Annotated in this window: 13 protein-coding genes and 1 pseudogene; 8 read left to right on the top strand and 6 right to left on the bottom strand. The window is 59.5% G+C overall.

Annotation, left to right across the window (positions count from 1 at the left end; translation table 11 throughout):
* Window positions 1–30: 30 nt before the first annotated feature.
* Complete coding sequence (locus ACTG2G_RS00070) at window positions 31–2004, bottom strand: SDR family oxidoreductase (RefSeq protein WP_124929443.1); 1974 nt, start codon at window positions 2002–2004, stop codon at window positions 31–33.
* 248 nt (window positions 2005–2252) lie between these two features.
* On the opposite strand from ACTG2G_RS00070, the gene ACTG2G_RS00065 reads away from it, so the two are divergent.
* The 4 genes from ACTG2G_RS00065 (at window position 2253) to ACTG2G_RS00050 (ending at window position 5564) form a co-directional block, all read left to right on the top strand.
* A complete protein-coding gene (locus ACTG2G_RS00065; RefSeq protein ID WP_005333118.1) occupies window positions 2253–2825 on the top strand; it encodes a phasin family protein in 573 nt (190 codons plus the stop codon).
* 94 nt (window positions 2826–2919) lie between these two features.
* Entirely contained in the window at window positions 2920–4107 is a 1188-nt protein-coding gene (locus ACTG2G_RS00060; RefSeq protein ID WP_439984985.1) for a patatin-like phospholipase family protein, read from the top strand.
* A 1-nt stretch (window position 4108) separates the two neighbouring features.
* Window positions 4109–4750: a TetR/AcrR family transcriptional regulator gene (locus ACTG2G_RS00055; protein WP_421386450.1), complete on the top strand. Its 642-nt coding sequence runs from the start codon at window positions 4109–4111 to the stop codon at window positions 4748–4750.
* 25 nt (window positions 4751–4775) lie between these two features.
* On the top strand, window positions 4776–5564 hold the full coding sequence (locus tag ACTG2G_RS00050; protein WP_429205375.1) for a hypothetical protein: 789 nt from the start codon (window positions 4776–4778) through the stop codon (window positions 5562–5564).
* Window positions 5565–5679: 115 nt separating this feature from the next.
* Here the strand turns inward: ACTG2G_RS00050 and ACTG2G_RS00045 are convergent, their stop codons facing one another.
* Together ACTG2G_RS00045 and ACTG2G_RS00040 are read right to left on the bottom strand one after the other, a co-directional pair.
* Entirely contained in the window at window positions 5680–7110 is a 1431-nt protein-coding gene (locus ACTG2G_RS00045) for a wax ester/triacylglycerol synthase family O-acyltransferase (protein ID WP_421386448.1), read from the bottom strand.
* 255 nt (window positions 7111–7365) lie between these two features.
* A complete protein-coding gene (locus ACTG2G_RS00040; RefSeq protein ID WP_139494332.1) occupies window positions 7366–7698 on the bottom strand; it encodes a polyhydroxyalkanoic acid system family protein in 333 nt (110 codons plus the stop codon).
* A gap of 259 nt (window positions 7699–7957) precedes the next feature.
* Here ACTG2G_RS00040 and ACTG2G_RS00035 point away from each other — a divergent pair, with 259 nt between their 5' ends.
* Window positions 7958–8686 carry an FFLEELY motif protein gene (locus tag ACTG2G_RS00035; RefSeq protein WP_421386446.1) on the top strand — a complete coding sequence of 243 codons (729 nt, stop codon included), beginning with the start codon at window positions 7958–7960 and terminating at the stop codon, window positions 8684–8686.
* A gap of 99 nt (window positions 8687–8785) precedes the next feature.
* Here the strand turns inward: ACTG2G_RS00035 and ACTG2G_RS00030 are convergent, their stop codons facing one another.
* From ACTG2G_RS00030 to prpB, 3 genes are read right to left on the bottom strand one after another with little or no spacing between them, the layout of a single operon-like run.
* Complete coding sequence (locus ACTG2G_RS00030) at window positions 8786–10231, bottom strand: bifunctional 2-methylcitrate dehydratase/aconitate hydratase (protein ID WP_421386444.1); 1446 nt, start codon at window positions 10229–10231, stop codon at window positions 8786–8788.
* Window positions 10232–10241: 10 nt separating this feature from the next.
* Window positions 10242–11369, bottom strand: a complete 1128-nt coding sequence (prpC, locus tag ACTG2G_RS00025; RefSeq protein WP_421386443.1) for a bifunctional 2-methylcitrate synthase/citrate synthase — start codon at window positions 11367–11369, stop codon at window positions 10242–10244.
* Window positions 11370–11379: 10 nt separating this feature from the next.
* A complete protein-coding gene (gene prpB, locus ACTG2G_RS00020; RefSeq protein WP_421386489.1) occupies window positions 11380–12267 on the bottom strand; it encodes a methylisocitrate lyase in 888 nt (295 codons plus the stop codon).
* 147 nt (window positions 12268–12414) lie between these two features.
* Between prpB and ACTG2G_RS00015 the strand changes: the two genes are divergently transcribed.
* The 3 genes and pseudogenes from ACTG2G_RS00015 to ACTG2G_RS00005 all read left to right on the top strand — a co-directional run.
* Window positions 12415–13041 (top strand): paraquat-inducible protein A, encoded by a 627-nt coding sequence (locus ACTG2G_RS00015; protein WP_005345516.1) that lies wholly within the window; start codon window positions 12415–12417, stop codon window positions 13039–13041.
* Window positions 13025–13627 (top strand): paraquat-inducible protein A, encoded by a 603-nt coding sequence (locus tag ACTG2G_RS00010; protein WP_058057039.1) that lies wholly within the window; start codon window positions 13025–13027, stop codon window positions 13625–13627. Before ACTG2G_RS00015 ends, ACTG2G_RS00010 begins: the two co-directional genes overlap by 17 nt.
* 55 nt (window positions 13628–13682) lie before the next feature.
* Window positions 13683–16166: pseudogene (locus tag ACTG2G_RS00005) on the top strand (MlaD family protein); the annotation flags it as partial.
* Window positions 16167–16397: the final 231 nt, after the last annotated feature.

The following is a 16397-nucleotide window of genomic DNA, read 5'->3' as shown; positions in this document are numbered from 1 at the left end:
CCCTGTTGATCTCTTTATCCCATCACCCGGTTAGAAGTGTATCCCCTTGATCAGGGTCGAGACGGCAACCTGATCGGCGGTGGCCTTGGATTTGTCGCCATCCTTGGGATCGGCAAAGGTGCGGAAGCTGGTGTTCATGATGACCTGAGCGACACGCGGAGCCAGAGCGTGAACCACCTGACCAAATACCCCGAGGCGAGTGGCCAGACGAACATGCTTGTTGATGATGGTATCGCACACCAGATCGGCCGCCTCTTCCGGCGTCATCATCGGTACCTGCTCATAGACCTTGGTCGGTGCGACCATCGGCGTTTTCACCAGCGGCATATTGATGATGGAGAAGCTCACCCCTTTATCGGCAAACTCGGAGGCGGCGGTACGCACCCAGGCATCAAGGGCCGACTTGGAGGCAACATAGGCGGAGAAGCGTGGTGCATTGGTCAACACCCCGATGGAGGAGATGTTGATGATGTGCCCTTTTTTCTTCTCGATCATGGTGGGCAGCACCCCCATGATCACCTTGAGCGCGCCAAAGTAGTTGAGCTGCATGGTGCGCTCCAGATCGTGGAAGCGATCGAAGGAGTCCTCGATGGAGCGGCGGATGGAGCGGCCGGCATTGTTGACCAGAATATCGACGCCACCGTGATCGGCCACGATGCGAGCGGTGATCTCCTCGGCCTGCGCCAGATTGGAGAGATCCCCCTGATAGATTTCGATGGTCAGCCCCAGCTCGGCAAACTCCGCTTTAGTCTCGGCAATCTTCTGCTCGTCGCGAGCGATGGTAACGACGTTGGCCCCCGCACCCGCCAGCTTGCGCGCGGTTGCACGGCCGATACCAGAGGTGGCTCCGGTCACCAGTACCACCTTGCCCTCGACCCGCCCACGCAGGGAGCGATCGATGAAGAGCTCCGGGTCGAGGTGGCGCTCCCAGTAATCCCATAACCGCCAGGCGTAGCTGTGCAGCGGTGGCACTTCGATGCCTGTCCCTTTCAGTACCCGCTGGGTTTCGCGACTGTCGAAACGGGTGGGATAGCTGATAAGGCGGAACACATCCTTGGGCAGACCCAGATCGGCGATGGCGGCATCGCGGATGCGGCGCACCGGCGCCATGGTCATCAGCATGGCGGTCAGGTGGCGGGGAATGAAGTTAAAGAGAGAGGCGTTGATGCGGATCGCAGGCTCCGGCGCATGGGCGGCGCGGGAGAAGGTGCTCAGCATGTCGCCAACCCGCATCGGGTTGGGGTCGGTCAGGTGGAAGGTCTTGTTCTCCTCGCCCTCCTGATGGGCGATATGCACCATGGCATCGACCACAAAGTTGACAGGCACTATGTTGATGCGCCCGCCCTCAACCCCGATGGCGGGCATCCAGGGCGGCAGCAGACGGCGCAGCTTCTGGATGGTCTTGAAGAAGTAGTAAGGACCGTCGATCTTGTCCATCTCGCCGGTGTTGGAGTCACCGACAACGATCCCCGGTCGATAGACTCGCCACGGAACTGTGCACTCGTTTCGCACAATCCCTTCCGCTTCGTGCTTGGTCTGGAAGTAAGGCATGTCGAGGTGCTCGGCTTCATCAAACATATCCTCGCGAAACAGACCATCGAACAGGCCCGCGGCAGCGATGGAGCTGCAGTGATGGAACTGCCCCGTCCCCAGCCGCTCGGCAAGTTGAACGGCTTGACGGGTCCCTTCGGTGTTGACCTGCTGCTGGATCCCGGCCTTGGCGTTCAGATCATAGATAGCAGCCAGATGGAAGAAGTGGTCGATCTTGCCGATCAACTGCTCCTGCATCTCGACCGACACCCCCAGCAGCGGTTGCGTCATGTCACCAAAAACCGGGACTGCGCGCGATTCATCCACATTCCAGAATGCAAATAACTCCGGCAATTTATCCTGATGAGAGGCGCGCATCAGAAAATAGACGATACAGTCGGGATGCTGTTGGAATAACTTTTTGATCAATCGACGCCCGATAAAACCACTACCGCCAGTAATGAAATAGTTCATAAAGAGAATCCTGCTACTGATTAGGGTGTTACTAGGTTGTTAGATATATCACGATTCATATGGGAATCCGCAATTTGATTGTCGGTTCGTGAGCAAACCCTAATTTCGGTGGTGTGCCTGTTCCGTTATTAGGTAGAACCCTCTATTTTTTGTCCCTAGACTGAAGTTGAAAAATCAGTAATGCCACAACCCGATTGCAGTTTCGTTGTCGCCATTACATTTATCTGTCGTTATTCAAGGAGAAGATCATGGCTAAGAAATTGAAAGCGCTGGCAGGGTCAGTGACCGACAACCAACTCACCTCCACCATCAAGGAGTCCACCCAGCAGATCTGGTTGGCGGGTCTGGGTGCCTATGCCAAAGCACAGGAAGAGGGTGGCAAGATCTTTGAAGCCCTGGTGCAAGAAGGTGAAGCGCTGCAAGCAAAAACCCGTCAGAGCGCAGATGAGAAGATTGCCGCTGTGACCGATAAGACCGCCAATACCTGGGGCCGTCTGGAGCAGGTGTTTGAAGATCGCGTGGCACGCGCTGTGGCCAGCCTCGGCATCCCGACACGCAAGGATATCGACAAGCTCTCCAAGCGCATGGCCGAGCTGACCGATGTGGTCCAGCAACTGCTGGATGCACAGGAAGAAGAAGCCCCGGCCGCAGAAGCCAAACCGGCTGCCGCCAAAAAGCCCGCTGCCCGCAAGCCTCCGGTAAAGAAGGCACCGGTAGCCAAGGCTAAAGAGGCCGTGGTTGAGCAGGCCGCCGATCTCCTCTCCGCCGCCGAAGACGCGGTGAAAGAGGTGAAGGCCAAAGCAGAGAGCGTCCTGCCCTGATCCCTCGTGGTGACGGAAGGTAATTGATACCGGCCCATGCCCTGCGCTGGGCCGGTCTTGTCATGGTGAATGTCATGGATAGAGAGGCGACGCTATGAGTACCATCGCAATTGCCCTTGCTGGCGGCGGGCCGCTCGGCGGCATCTACGAGATCGGTGCCTGCGCAGCCCTCTCTGACAGCATCAACGGCCTGCGCCTTGACCATGCTGATATCTATGTTGGCGTCAGTTCGGGGGCCGTGGTGGCCTCGGCGCTGGCCAACGGTATCTCGCCGGCTAAGCTGGTGCGGATCCTGCTCAGCGATGATTCGGGGGAGATGTTTGACCCGGCCACCTTGCTGCGCCCCGCCTTTCGTGAATATGCCGACCGCCTGACCTCGCTCCCGCCGCTGGCGTGGCAGAGCCTGACCTACTATTTGGCGGCGCCCTGGAAGCGCAGCCTGTTTGAATCGCTGCAGGGGCTCTCCAAGGCCATTCCGACCGGACTGTTTGACAACCGCGGGGTAGATCGCACCCTGACCCAGTTTTTCTCTCGTCCCGGTCGCAGCAACGATTTTCGCCAGCTGCGCAGCCGACTGTTTGTGGTCGCAACCGAACTCGACACCGGTCATCCGGTTGCCTTTGGTAGCCCGGGGCTCGATGACGTGCCCATCTCGGCGGCGGTACAGGCGTCGGCCGCTCTGCCCGGTCTCTTCCCCCCTTCATTGATTAACGGGCGTTACTATGTGGACGGGGCGCTGATCAAGACCCTGCACGCTTCGGTAGCGCTGGAAGAGGGTGCGGATCTTGTGTTCTGCATCAATCCGCTGGTGCCCTATGATGCGGACATGGCCGCCGGCGCGCCGACCAATCTGGTGGACAGCGGTCTGCCGGTGGTGCTGGCCCAGACTTTTCGCGCCATCATCCACTCCCGCATGCATGTGGGGATGGATCGCTACAAACACCAATATCCCGACGCCGACGCCCTGCTGTTTGAGCCCTCTTCAGCCGATGGCGAGATGTTCTTCACCAATGTGTTCAGTTACCGGGATCGTCGCCGCCTATGCGAGCACGCTTACCAGCATACCCGCCGCGATCTCTGGCTGCGTCGTAACGAGCTGGCGCCGGTGCTGGCCAAGCATGGCCTCGAGCTCAATCTGGCCGCGCTGGCCGATGAAGATCGCACCCTGCTGGCCCCCGGCATTGGCTCGGTTGCCGCCCTCGACAAGTCGCTGGAGCAGTTGCAGCACTGGCTTGCCAAACGCTATCGCCACGGCGTGCGCCGTTCATCACCAAAGGAGTAGCATGGATCGCAAACTCAAACGTCGTACCCGGGAGCGGATCCTGACCACTGCCCTCACCTGCTTCAATCGACAAGGGGAACCCAGCGTCACCACCTCGGCCATTGCGGCCGAGATGGAGATCAGCCAGGGCAATCTCTACTACCACTTCCACAACAAGGAGGAGATCGTCAACGCCCTGTTCTGCGAATTTGAACAGCAGATGGATCGCCTGCTGGAGGCGGTCAGCACCCCGTCCGATGAGCCAGAAGATATCTGGCTCTTTCTCCACCTGATGTTTGAAGCCATCTGGCAGTACCGTTTCCTCTACTATGATATCGCGACCCTGATGAGTGGTTATCATCAGGTGGAACAGCGCTTTTCCGCCCTGCTGCGCCGCAAGGAGCAGACCGCCATCGCCATTTGCAACCATCTGCAAACGGTCGGGCTGATGGAGGGCACGGCGCAACAGATGCGCACGCTGGCGGCCAATGTGGCGCTTGTTGGCACATTCTGGATCTCTTATCAGCGGGCACTGCACCCCAAGGCGGACGCCGATATCGCCCTCGGCGTCTTTCAGGTGATGCAGCTGGTCGCACCCTATTTGCGGGCCGATGCCCGCGCTCATCTGGGCGCCCTCGCCCATCACTACACCGACAAGGTTTGATTCACATGCTACAGGGAGAACAAGCATGACCACTTCACAACTCGAATTTGTCCCCTTCCCCTACGAGGATGCGGCCTATGAGTATGCTGGCCAGAAGCTGGCGGACAACTGGGAGCGTCTCCATCAGGGGGATGCCGAACCCTGGCCCGAGGATGAGCAGGTACAGGATGCCTGGCGGGCCTATCATGCCGGGGATTTTGCCCGGGCCGTCGCCCTTGGCGAAGCGGTCGGTGAGGCGGGCCTCAATGTGGCAAACAAGGCGCTGGTTATCCACGCCAGCTATCTGCTGGAAGACAAGTATGCCAAGCGCGCCGCCTTCGAGCGGGCAGCCAGCCATGCCGAGAAGCTGCAAAAACGCCAGCCCAAGAACGCCAACGCCTGGTATTTCCACGCGCTGGCCCTCGGTCGCTACAGTCAGGTCATTTCCATCTCCAAGGCCCTCTCGCAAGGAATTGGCGACAAGATCAAGGCAAGCCTTGAGAAGGCGCTGGAGCTGGCGCCAGATCACGCCGAGGCCCATATTGCCTTTGGCGCCTGGCACGCGGAGATCGTCGACAAGCTGGGGGCCATGATCGGCGGCCTCACCTATGGCGCCAAGAAGGAGGAGTCCGAGCGTCACTTCAAGGAAGCGCTGGCGCTGATCCCCGACTCGGCTATCGCCCGCATGGAGTACGCCAACGCACAGGTGATGCTGCACGGCAAGAGCCGCCTGAAAGCCGCCGAAGCCCTCTATGCCGAAGCGGCCGAGTGCGAACCCATGGATGCCATGGAGCGTCTCGATGTGGAGGCGGCGCGGGAAGAGCTGGAGGATTAACCGCCACTCCTGCCACTAAGAGGTAGCAAAACAAGAGGCCAACCCGCGGGTTGGCCTCTTTTATGATGGGTGCTGATCGGTTGGCTACGCCGCCATCGGTCTTTCAAATGCTCGCTTAACCGAGCAGCGCATCCAGCCCGTTGGGGTCAAACAACAGCTCCGGCTCCATCAGCACCAGCAACAGCAGTTGCTCGAATTCCACTGCAAACCGCTCGACCACCCGATCCGGATCCGGAACCAGCTTCTTGTCGGTGATAAGGCCAAGCTGCACCTTGTGATCGTAAGAGAGGATGGAGACGCCGACGCCGATATCCCCCGATTGCGGCACCCAGAACAGCGGCTGACGCAATTTTGCTCCAGCCAGATAGAGGGTCTGCTGCGGGCCAGGCACATTGGTGATCACCGCGCTGGCCTTGGCCGTGAGCAGCTCGACTGCCTGCTGCTGCACCGCATTGGGTGCCATGCCAAGGGCATGTAACAAGTTGAGCACTACCACGGGTTGCAGCGAGGTGCGCAGCGCCTGCATCCGGTCACGTACGGTATAGAGCCGCTGCAACGGGTGTTCAACATCCAGTGGCAAGTCCAGGGCCACCAGCCCGAAGCGGTTGCCAAGTGCCCCCTCATCGTCCGGTGCACGCATATTGACCGGCACCAGGGCGCGGATCTTGACCTTGTTGGCATCATCCCCCTTCTCCTGCAGGTAGTGGCGAAACGCCCCTGCGGTGGCGGCGATCAGCAGATCGTTGACCGAGCAGCCCAGAACCTTGCCCACTGCCTTGATATCCGGTAGATCAATTTGCTCCGACCAGGCCACCCGCTTGGTGCTGGTGGTCTTGCCACGCAGGCGGCAGGGTGAATCATCACCGAGGGTGGCGATATTGCACAGCTCGCTCGCCACATCCCGCCCGGTCTTGAGGTAATCCACCGCCTTGGTGGGATGGGTGACCACTTCGACATATTTGGACCAGAGGCTACCGGTCAGCTTGAGGCCGGCCCGCACCAGACGGCTGCCCTGGTGGCAATCCTCCTCATCCTCGTCATCGCTGTCATCCAGTGGCTCCGGTGACGGTGGTAGCGGCGCCCCTTCCGGGGTGTTATCCATCATGGTCAGCATGGCCCGCACCAGCGAGAAGCCGTCGCCCATGGCGTGGTGAATGCGCACCACCAGCGCTTGCCCACCCAGCGACGTGTCGGTCAGGTGCATATCCCACAGGGGGCGCTGGTGGTTGAGCGGCGTCGAGGCGAGATCGGCCACCAGCTTCTCCAGCTCCAGCTTGCCTGCTTCACCCGGCAGGATCACTCGCTTGAGGTGCTGATCGAGATCGAAATCGGGATCATGACGCCAGTAGTAGGAGCCCCCTTCCAGCACGGCCCGCTGGTGAAAGCGGGGTTGCACCGAAATGGTATGGCGCAATCCGGCCCGCAGACGCGCTTCATCAAGCTCTCCTTCAAACATCAGGACACCGATGATCTGCATCAGGTTGTTGGGTCTGTCCATGCGTAACCAGGCGGTATCGACGCAGGAGATAAATTCACTCAGTGGCATGGTTGTTTCCCTACAAAATGAATTTATCGAGGCGGCAAATTGCTTCTGCCCTCATATCCGGATGAAGACTTGATGCAATCAGAATGACATTAATGAGTGCCGACTCGAAATATGAAATAAAGATGAAAGATTACTTACAAAATAGAATCGAGACCTCGCCGAATAATAAATCTGACAAACCATATGGCTTGCCAACTTATTTCAAACAGCCATCGTTTACAGCTGGTTTATTTAAAGCCAGTGCAACGAAAAGTTTCAAACACGTTTGGGGCAAGGTAAGCGATTGTCGACATAATCGAGGATCTCTTGCTCCAGTACGCTGCGTACCGGCAACAGCATCAAGCCAAGATGCACTTCCAGTTCCAGGGTATCTTCGTCCAGGGTGAGAGTGCCATGTACCCCTGAGCCGCGAAAGTGTAGCTCGGTCTCCTCTTCATCTGCCCATTCGCAATCGAGTTGATAGCTCTCGCTCATGTCCGCAGCGATGGCTTCGGCCGCGAGCCGGGCGGCGGCCAATCCCAGCGGATGCTGACGGCTGATCTGAATGATAGAGAGTGCGCTGCTGCCAGCGAGCGAGTTGAAGAACATGGTCGTTACTCTGGGTCATAAGTTAGTTATTGATATTAAACACATGTTCACAACAAATGAAAGGATGGTTCACATAAATGGGACTCACTTAACAGAGTCGAGAGGGATGCAGGCCATCAGCGGGGCATGGCATTTATTCCCTCCCCCGTGCGCGCTACACTTGTCACGGAACGGTCAGCAAAAGCTGCTTGTTTTTCATTCACTTGTATCTTCGTATCACCCAATCCCTATCAATGGGCCCAAGGCCAGAGAGCTGTAGATGACGCATCAAGAACATGCCCACGACGACGATAGCACCCTGGGTCGGCTCTACCGCCTGCTCAAGCGGGTTGCAGCCTTGCGCGAGCAGATGCGTGCCCACCCGGAAGATCAGCAGGATCGGGATCGGCTACGCCAGTGGCAGGCCGACCGGTTGGGGCGAACCCATCGAGATCTACTGGAGAGTGACCGCTATGGCCCTGCCGCCGAGTTTTTCCTGACCGATCTCTATGGCCCCGGGGATTGCGCCCGCCGCGATGCGGACGTGATGCGGGTGATGCCGACCGCCGAGCGACTGTTGCCGGAGTCCGGCCTCAAGGTGCTGGCGCAGGCGATCGAGCTTGATGCCCTCTCCGAAGAGCTGGATTATCTGATGGTGGTGGCACTGCGGCGCATTGATGGCATTGATCCCATCACGCCGGACCACTACACCATCGCCTATCGTGCCGTGGGTGAACAGGCGCGTCGGGAGCATCAGATTACGCTGGTGAGCGAGCTTGGCATGACGCTGGACAGACTGGCGAGAAAGCCGCTGGTGGGGGCAACCCTCAAGCTGGTGTCAGGGCCCGCCCATCTGGCGGGGCTGGGCGAGCTCTTCTCCTTTGTCGAGCGCGGCTATCAGGTGTGTCATCAGATGGGGCGTGCCAACGAGTTTCTCGAGACCATCGCCAGTCGCGAGACGGCCATCATGACGGAGCTCTTTAACGGCGACAGCAGTGCGCTTGGGTAAGGCTTATCGAGGGATAAGCCGCCAGAATAACAAAGCGGGCCGATGAGCCCGCTTTTCGTTTATCACTGTTTGCCGATATGTTGGCCAATGCAAGAGCGATCAGATCACCAGCAGATCCATAAAGGCGTGCACCGGGGTGGCGGCCAGCTGCTTGCCATCCTGGCAGAGGGCGAGAATATCGCGGACCCGTTTGGCCGGGAAGCGGGTGGCCAGATTGTGCTGGAATTTCTCCACCAGCAGCGGGATCCCCTCTTCCCGGCGACGGCGATGGCCGACCGGATACTCCACCTCCACCTTGGCGGTGTGAGTACCGTCCTTGAAGAAGATCTGGATGGCGTTGGCAATGGAACGCTTGTCTGCCTCCAGATATTCGCGGCTGTAGCGCTTGTCCTCCTGCACCACCATCTTGCTGCGCAGCCCATCGATGCGGGGATCGGCGGCGATATCGTCCTCGTAATCCTCGGCGATGAGGCGACCGAAGATCAGAGGCACCGCCACCATGTACTGCAGGCAGTGATCCCGATCGGCCGGGTTATTGAGGGCGCCGACCTTGCTGATGATGCGAATGGCCGACTCATGGGTGGTGAGCTCGATACGGTCGATCTCGTCGAGCCGCCCCTTCACCTGACCGTGCAGCTTCATGGCGCACTCCACCGCCGTCTGGGCGTGGAACTCGGCGGGATAGGAGATCTTGAACAGCACGTTCTCCATCACATAGCTGCCGTACCCCTGATGCAGGGCGAACTGATTGCCCTTGAACAGCACGTCGTAGAAGCCCCACTTGGGCGCGCTCAGTACGCCGGGATAGCCCATCTCGCCGCTCATGGTGATCAGGGCGAGGCGCACCGCGCGAGAGGTGGCATCCCCCGCCGCCCAGCTCTTGCGCGACCCCGCATTGGGGGCATGACGGTAAGTTCGCAGGCTCTGGCCATCGACCCAGGCTTGGGAGACCGCATCGATTACCTGATCGCGGTTGCCCCCCAGCATATGAGTCACCACGGCGGTGCTGGCAACCTTCACCAACACCACGTGATCGAGACCGACTCGATTGAAGGAGTTCTCCAGCGCCAGTACTCCCTGAATTTCGTGGGCTTTGACCATGGCCACCAGCACATCGCTCATGGTGAGCGGCGCCTTGCCCTCGGCGACGCGGGTGCGGGAGAGCCAGTCGGCAGTGGCGAGAATGCCGCCCAGATTGTCGGATGGATGACCCCACTCGGCGGCCAGCCAGGTGTCGTTGTAATCGAGCCAGCGGATGATGACGCCGATATCCCATGCTGCTTTAACCGGATCGAGGCAGAGCTGGGTACCGGGCACCCGGGCACCATGGGGGACTAGGGTGCCGGGTACGATAGGGCCAAGGTGCTTGGTGCACTCGGGGAAGCGCAGGGCCAAGAGGCCACAGCCAAGCGTATCCATCAGGCAGTAACGGGCGGTGTCGAGAGCCGCCTTGCTGGTAATGGGGTGGTTGCAGACATAATCGGCAATATCGACCAGCACCTGATCGGGCTCGGGTCTGTGGTTGACGTCGACGTTGGCGGACATCGTGATTTCCTTATCGTTGTTGTAGGGAGACAAAGTGACGGGGCGCCGGGCCGACATAATCGGCGCTCGGACGGATGATCCGGTTGTGCTCGCGCTGCTCCATCACGTGGGCGCACCAGCCGGTGACCCGCGAGCAGACGAAGATAGGCGTGAACAGCTTGGTCGGGATCCCCATGTAGTGATAGGCGCTGGCATGGAAGAAGTCGGCGTTGGGAAAGAGCTCTTTCTCCTCCCACATCACCTTCTCCGCCTCGCAGGAGACGCGATAGAGGCGATCATCCCCCACTGCCTCGGCGAGCTTGGCCGACCACTCCTTGATGATGACGTTGCGCGGATCAGAAGTGCGGTAGATGGCGTGGCCAAACCCCATGATCTTCTCCTTGGCCGCCAGCTTGGCCAGCAGTTCGCGCCTTGCCTGCGTCTCATCTTGCCAATGTTCGATCATCGCCATGGCCGCCTCGTTGGCCCCGCCATGGAGCGGGCCGCGCAGGGTACCGATGGCGGCGGTGATGCAGGAGAACATGTCGGAAAGAGTTGAGGCGCAGACTCGCGCCGCAAAGGTGGAGGCGTTGAACTCATGCTCGGCGTAGAGGATGAGGGAGACATGCATCACCCGCCGCTCCAGCTCGCTCGGTGCCTTCTGGTGCAGCAGCGCCAGAAAGTGGCCACCGATACACTCCTCGTCGGTATCGAGGACGATACGAATACCTTCATGGCTGAACTTGTACCAGTAGATCAGAATGCCCGGAAAGGCGGCCAGCAGCCGATCCGCCACTTCATGCTCATGCTCGAAACCATCTTCCGGCTCCAGATCGCCGAGCATGGAGCAGCCAGTGCGCAGCACATCCATGGGGTGGGCATCGGCGGGAATGCGCTCCAGTACCTCCAGCAGCGGCTGGGGCAAGGTGCGCAGACGACGCAGCTCGCGCTTGTAGGCGTCAAGCTGCTGCTCACCGGGCAATTCCCCCTTGAGCAGCAGATAGGCGACCTCCTCGAACTGGGCGCTATCGGCCAGCTCCTTGATGTCATAGCCGCGATAGGTAAGACCGGTGCCGCTCTTGCCTACTGTGCAGATACTGGTCTCACCTGCGCTTTGGCCGCGCAGACCTGCCCCACCCAACGGTTTTTGCTGTCCCATAAGCTGCCTCCTATTCCTTGGCTGTAAACAGACGATCCAGTGTCTGCTCGTAGTGGTGATATCCGAGGAAGTCGTAGAGCGACTCCCGGGTCTGCATGGTCTCCACGACGGCCCTTTGATGACCATCCTGGCGAATATGGTGATAGACGTTGAGGGCGGCCTGATTGGCGGCACGGTTGGCACTCAATGGATAGAGCACCATGTCGACCCCGTGGGCGGCGAGCTGCTCCTTGTCAAACAACTCTGTTTTGCCGAACTCGGTCATGTTGGCAAGGATGGGCACCCCGGCCACCTGCTTGAACAGGTCGTACTGGGCCAGTTCGGTCACCGCCTCGGCGAAGATCATGTCGGCCCCGGCGGCCACATAGGCGGCGGTGCGCTCAAGAGCCGACTCCATCCCCTCTACCGCCAGCGCATCGGTGCGGGCCATGATGACGAACTCGCCATTCTCGCGGGCATCCACCGCTGCCTTGATGCGATCGCACATCTCCTCCAGCGTGACCACCGCCTTGTTGGGGCGATGACCACAACGCTTCTGAGCCACCTGATCTTCCATGTGCACGGCTGCCACTCCGGCGCGCTCGAACGCGCGAATGGTGCGGGCGATATTAAACGCCCCCCCCCAGCCGGTATCGATATCGACCAACAGCGGCACACGGGTTGCGGCGGTGATCCGCTCGGCATCGATCAGCACGTCGTTGAGGGAGGTCATGCCGAGATCCGGCAATCCGTAGGAGGCGTTGGCGACTCCGGCGCCTGAGAGATAGAGGGCTTGAAAACCGCTGCGCTCGGCCATCAGCGCCATATAGGCGTTGATGGTGCCGACGATCTGCAGGGGATGTTCATTGGCAAGGGCGGTGCGAAAGCGCAAGCCTGCCGAGGGGGACAAACTGGACATCATGACTCCTTTCACCTGTCTAGTCTGGCTATCTAATATCACGTTTACGTTAACGTCAATTATACTTTCGTAACATTCCGACCGCAGGCAAGACAGGAAACCGGTTTTAGGGTAAATTTCACCAATTCCTTCAACAGGTTGAATTGTATGATGGAGCCCGGTTCCGTAATTGTCTGTCCGGCGTGCGACTTGCTGATCCAGCGCAAAGCACTGCCGCTGCGTCGTCATGCCCACTGCCCGCGTTGTCATCAGCATCTCTATGGTCGTTATGCCTTTCGTCCCTCTCAGTTGATGGCCCTGACCATCACCGGTTTTTTGCTGCTGCCCTCCGCCTTTTTTGAACCGCTGATCTATCTGCGGCTGGCTGGGGTCAACACCGACGCCGACCTGTTGCGCGGTATTCTGGTGCTGTTTGGCGAGGGCGAATGGTGGGTGGCCAGCCTGGTGCTCTGGTGCGCGGTGTTGGCGCCGGTGGGATTATTGGCGGGGATCTTTGTGCTGGCTTCGGGTCTGGCCAAACGTTGGCACATTCTTCCCGTCACCTTGAAGCTGGTCGAGGTGTTTCGCCACTGGGCCATGCTGGAGGTCTATATCGTCAGCCTGCTGGTTGCCCTGTTCAAACTGATCGACATCGCCGATGTGCGCCTCGGTGGCGGCTTGCTCAGCCTCGGTATTCTGATGCTGCTCAATATGACCCTGCTGATCCTGTTTGACCCCGCCCCCTACTGGGCGAGGATCCCGTTAAAGGAGCCGGAACATGACCAGCGCCCGTGAGATGGGGCTCTGCCGCTGCCATACCTGTGGTTTGCTGGTGCGCTATCAAACCGGGGCAGTCTGCCCCCGTTGCAGTAGCAAATTGCAGGTGCGCATTCCCCGCTCCCTCGCCTGGTCGTGGGGCTTGCTGGCGCTCGCCACCTTCATGTTATTGCCAGCCAATCTGTTGCCCATAACCCATTTCTATAACAAGGGGTTACTGCAGTCAGATACCATCTTCAGCGGTATCATGATGCTCTATCGCAGCAAAATGAGCGGGATTGCCACCATAGTTCTCACCGCCAGCATACTGGTGCCTGTGGGCAAAATATTGGGGCTGGGTTGGATCTGCTGGCAGTTGCAGCGGGCCAAACCGGTGCGGCGCAAGCGCCAGCTGGTGATGTATCGAGTGATCGATTTTATTGGTCGCTGGTCGATGCTGGACTTGTTCGTGATTTCGCTGATGGTGGCACTGGTCGATCGGGGGGTGCTGCTGAGTGTCCGCGCAGGCCCGGGGGCCACCGCCTTTGCCGGTGTGGTAGTGCTGACCATGATGTCGGCCCGCATGCTCGATACCCGTTTACTGTGGGACAAGGCGGCCCGTTGATGATTTCTCTGTTTTTGTCTGATGTGCTGTTTAATCCAGCCAATAAGGAGTCACTATGATCGGGGCTGAACCCGTCATCGAAAAGCGCCGCTGGTTATCGCCGGTCTGGCTGTTACCCCTGATAGCCCTGCTGCTGGCGGGTGGCTTTCTCTATCAGCAGGTATTGAGCCGTGGCCAGCTTATCCAGATCAACTTCGCGCAGGGCAACGGCATCTTGCCGGGTAAAACCCAGGTGCGTTATCAGGGGGTGGCCATCGGTGTAGTGCAAGAGCTGGAGCTGGCTGAAGATGGCCGCAAGATTGCGGTGATGGCCAAGATTGACAGCCGTGCCAGACCGCTGATCCGCAAGGGATCCGACTTCTGGCTGGTGAGCCCCAAGGCGTCGCTCACCGAGATCTCCGGCCTCGATACCCTGGTCTCCGGCAACTACATCAACCTGCAACCGGGGCGTGAAAGCAATCCGCTGGAGGAGACCTTTGATGCCCTAGAGGGCCCTCCCCCCGGCTATCAGGCTCAGGGGCGGATGCTGCACCTGACCGCCGATTCGCTGGGTTCGGTGGGGATTGGCGCCAAGCTCTATTTCCGCGGTATCGAGGTGGGCAGCGTCATCAATACCCGCCTGGGTCAGGACAACCAGAACGTCATTCTGGATCTGGTGATCGAGCCGCGTTTCGAGCATCTGGTCAAAGCTGATACCCGCTTCTGGAATATCAGCGGTATCAAGGGCTCCTTCAGTCTGGCCGGGGTGAGCGTGGAGGCTGGCAGCCTCACCTCCATCCTGAGCGGGGGCATTGCCTTTGACTCGCCCAAAGATTCACCGGAACCGGAGAAGGGACAGACTTTCGTCCTCTATAAAGGGCTGGCGGAAGCAGCGCGTGGCGAGCGTATCGACATTGCGGCTGGCGATCTTCCGGTCAAGGAAGGGATGCCCATCCTCTATGAGGGGATCGAGATCGGTCGTATCGACCCCATTCGGCTTACCGATAAAGGCCGGGTGGTCACAGCGCTGATCAATCCGGAGCAGGCTTACCGCATTACCGACAAGAGTCAACTGGTGTGGGAGAGCGTCTCCCTCTCCGCGACCGGCGTGCAGCATGCAGATCGCCTGCTCTCCGGCCCGGCCATTCGCCTCGACTATGTAGCGGGCAAACCGGTACAGAAGATGACCCTGACCGATCGCGCCCCCCAGAGCGGCACCAAGGTGACGCTGCAGGCTAACGATCTGGCGGGGCTCAATCAGGATGCCCCTGTCTGGTACAAGGGATTGCAGGTGGGCCGCATCAGCCAGCTCACCCTGGATGCGCGCGGCAATGCCAGCGTCGAGCTGGTGATGGCGCCGAACTATGGCCATCTGCTCAACCGTGCCCGCTTCTATCGCGCCGCCCCGTTGCAGATCGATGCCGATCTGAGCGGCATCAAAGTAGAAACCAGTCCGGCCAGTGCCTGGTTGGGGGGCGGGATCAAGCTGGTACAAGCCAGCAGTGGCGAGCGGATTAATCGTCTCTACCCCAGTCAGGAGCTGGCTCTGCTCGGCACCCGTGATGCCAAGCCCCAGCGCTGGTTGCTCAAGGCAGATCAGGCCGATGGCATTGGCATTGGCTCGCCTGTGCTCTATCTGGGGCTGGAAGCGGGCAAGGTCAAACAGCTGCGCGCCGCCAAAGAGGGGGTCGAGATCGAACTCGAGATTGATGGGGTCTATGCTCCCCTCCTCGCCCAGCAACCCCAGTTCTGGAAAAAACCGGCCATCGACACCAAGGTGCGGGTCGATGGGGTGCAGGTCAAGGTGGGCAACCTCGGTACCTTGCTGCGCGGTGCCATCGAGTTCGATCGGTTGGCCAATGGCCGCAGCTGTCATCAACTGTTCGATTCCAGGGAGCAAGCCAAGGCCAAGGTGCGCCAGCTGTCACTGGTGGCAGAGAGCAATCCGGGGCTCGGGATTGGCAGCCCGATCCGCTATCGCGGTGTCGATATCGGCAAAATTGAAGAGATCGAGCTGGAGCCGTCACTGGGTCAGGTGATCTTCAAGGCAGAGCTCGATGGCCACTACGCCGAGCGTTTCCTGCAGTCCGGCGCCCGCTTTACTCTGGTGCAAGCCAAGCTGGGATTAGGCGGGGTTGCGCACCTCGACACCCTGATCAAGGGGGCGTTTGTAGAGGCACAACCCGGTAAAGGCGCTGGCAAAGATCGCTTCCCCTTGAGTCAGGTCGGCCCGGTGGGTCTGGCCCTGACCCTCAAGAGCCCCTCCGTCAATGGCCTGAGCGTCGGCAGCGAGGTGGTGATCGATGTCAACGTGGATCAGGAGTATGCCCATCTGGTGCGAGCCAACTCCCGTTTCTGGAATGTCTCCGGGGTCAAGGCGGATATCGGGCTGACCGGCGGCACTATCGAAGTGGAGACGGTGCAGAGCCTGCTGGCCGGCGGCATTGCTTTCAATACGCCGGAGAAAGAGATGGGTCCCACCGTCAAGGCGGGACACAGCTATCCGCTCTACGGCAAGGCCGAGAAAGAGTGGCTGGAGTGGAGCCCTCGTATCCAGCCCCTGATCCCAACCCTTTTCATATATCATCCAAGCCCGGCCCAGTGCCGGGCTTTTTTATATTCCGGTGCCTGTTGATAGGGTTCAGATTCAGAATATTCTTAGCCTTGTGGTAGGATATCGCCCCTCTTTTTCGGTCAACGAAGACGGCACAGTGCACGACAACACCTTCCTTCCCGATTACTTTTTACGCCACATTGCGGCCATCATGCCGGCCCATCTCTCGATGGATGA

This window comes from Aeromonas sp. 55A, assembly GCF_051919665.1.
Classification (GTDB): Bacteria; Pseudomonadota; Gammaproteobacteria; order Enterobacterales; family Aeromonadaceae; genus Aeromonas; species Aeromonas veronii.
The sequence above is the reverse complement of the archived record's forward strand: the minus strand, read 5'-3'. Positions and strand labels throughout refer to the sequence as shown.

Bases quoted from the DNA above. Each gene is read 5' to 3' on its own strand.
- ACTG2G_RS00015 (WP_005345516.1), top strand. From the start codon at position 12,415: ATGATGGAGCCCGGTTCCGTAATTGTCTGTCCGGCGTGCGACTTGCTG.
- ACTG2G_RS00040 (WP_139494332.1), bottom strand. From the start codon at position 7,698: ATGTTCTTCAACTCGCTCGCTGGCAGCAGCGCACTCTCTATCATTCAG.
- ACTG2G_RS00060 (WP_439984985.1), top strand. From the start codon at position 2,920: ATGAGTACCATCGCAATTGCCCTTGCTGGCGGCGGGCCGCTCGGCGGC.
- prpB (WP_421386489.1), bottom strand. From the start codon at position 12,267: ATGTCCAGTTTGTCCCCCTCGGCAGGCTTGCGCTTTCGCACCGCCCTT.
- ACTG2G_RS00070 (WP_124929443.1), bottom strand. From the start codon at position 2,004: ATGAACTATTTCATTACTGGCGGTAGTGGTTTTATCGGGCGTCGATTG.
- ACTG2G_RS00035 (WP_421386446.1), top strand. From the start codon at position 7,958: ATGACGCATCAAGAACATGCCCACGACGACGATAGCACCCTGGGTCGG.
- ACTG2G_RS00010 (WP_058057039.1), top strand. From the start codon at position 13,025: ATGACCAGCGCCCGTGAGATGGGGCTCTGCCGCTGCCATACCTGTGGT.
- ACTG2G_RS00030 (WP_421386444.1), bottom strand. From the start codon at position 10,231: ATGTCCGCCAACGTCGACGTCAACCACAGACCCGAGCCCGATCAGGTG.
- ACTG2G_RS00065 (WP_005333118.1), top strand. From the start codon at position 2,253: ATGGCTAAGAAATTGAAAGCGCTGGCAGGGTCAGTGACCGACAACCAA.
- ACTG2G_RS00045 (WP_421386448.1), bottom strand. From the start codon at position 7,110: ATGCCACTGAGTGAATTTATCTCCTGCGTCGATACCGCCTGGTTACGC.
- ACTG2G_RS00050 (WP_429205375.1), top strand. From the start codon at position 4,776: ATGACCACTTCACAACTCGAATTTGTCCCCTTCCCCTACGAGGATGCG.
- prpC (WP_421386443.1), bottom strand. From the start codon at position 11,369: ATGGGACAGCAAAAACCGTTGGGTGGGGCAGGTCTGCGCGGCCAAAGC.
- ACTG2G_RS00055 (WP_421386450.1), top strand. From the start codon at position 4,109: ATGGATCGCAAACTCAAACGTCGTACCCGGGAGCGGATCCTGACCACT.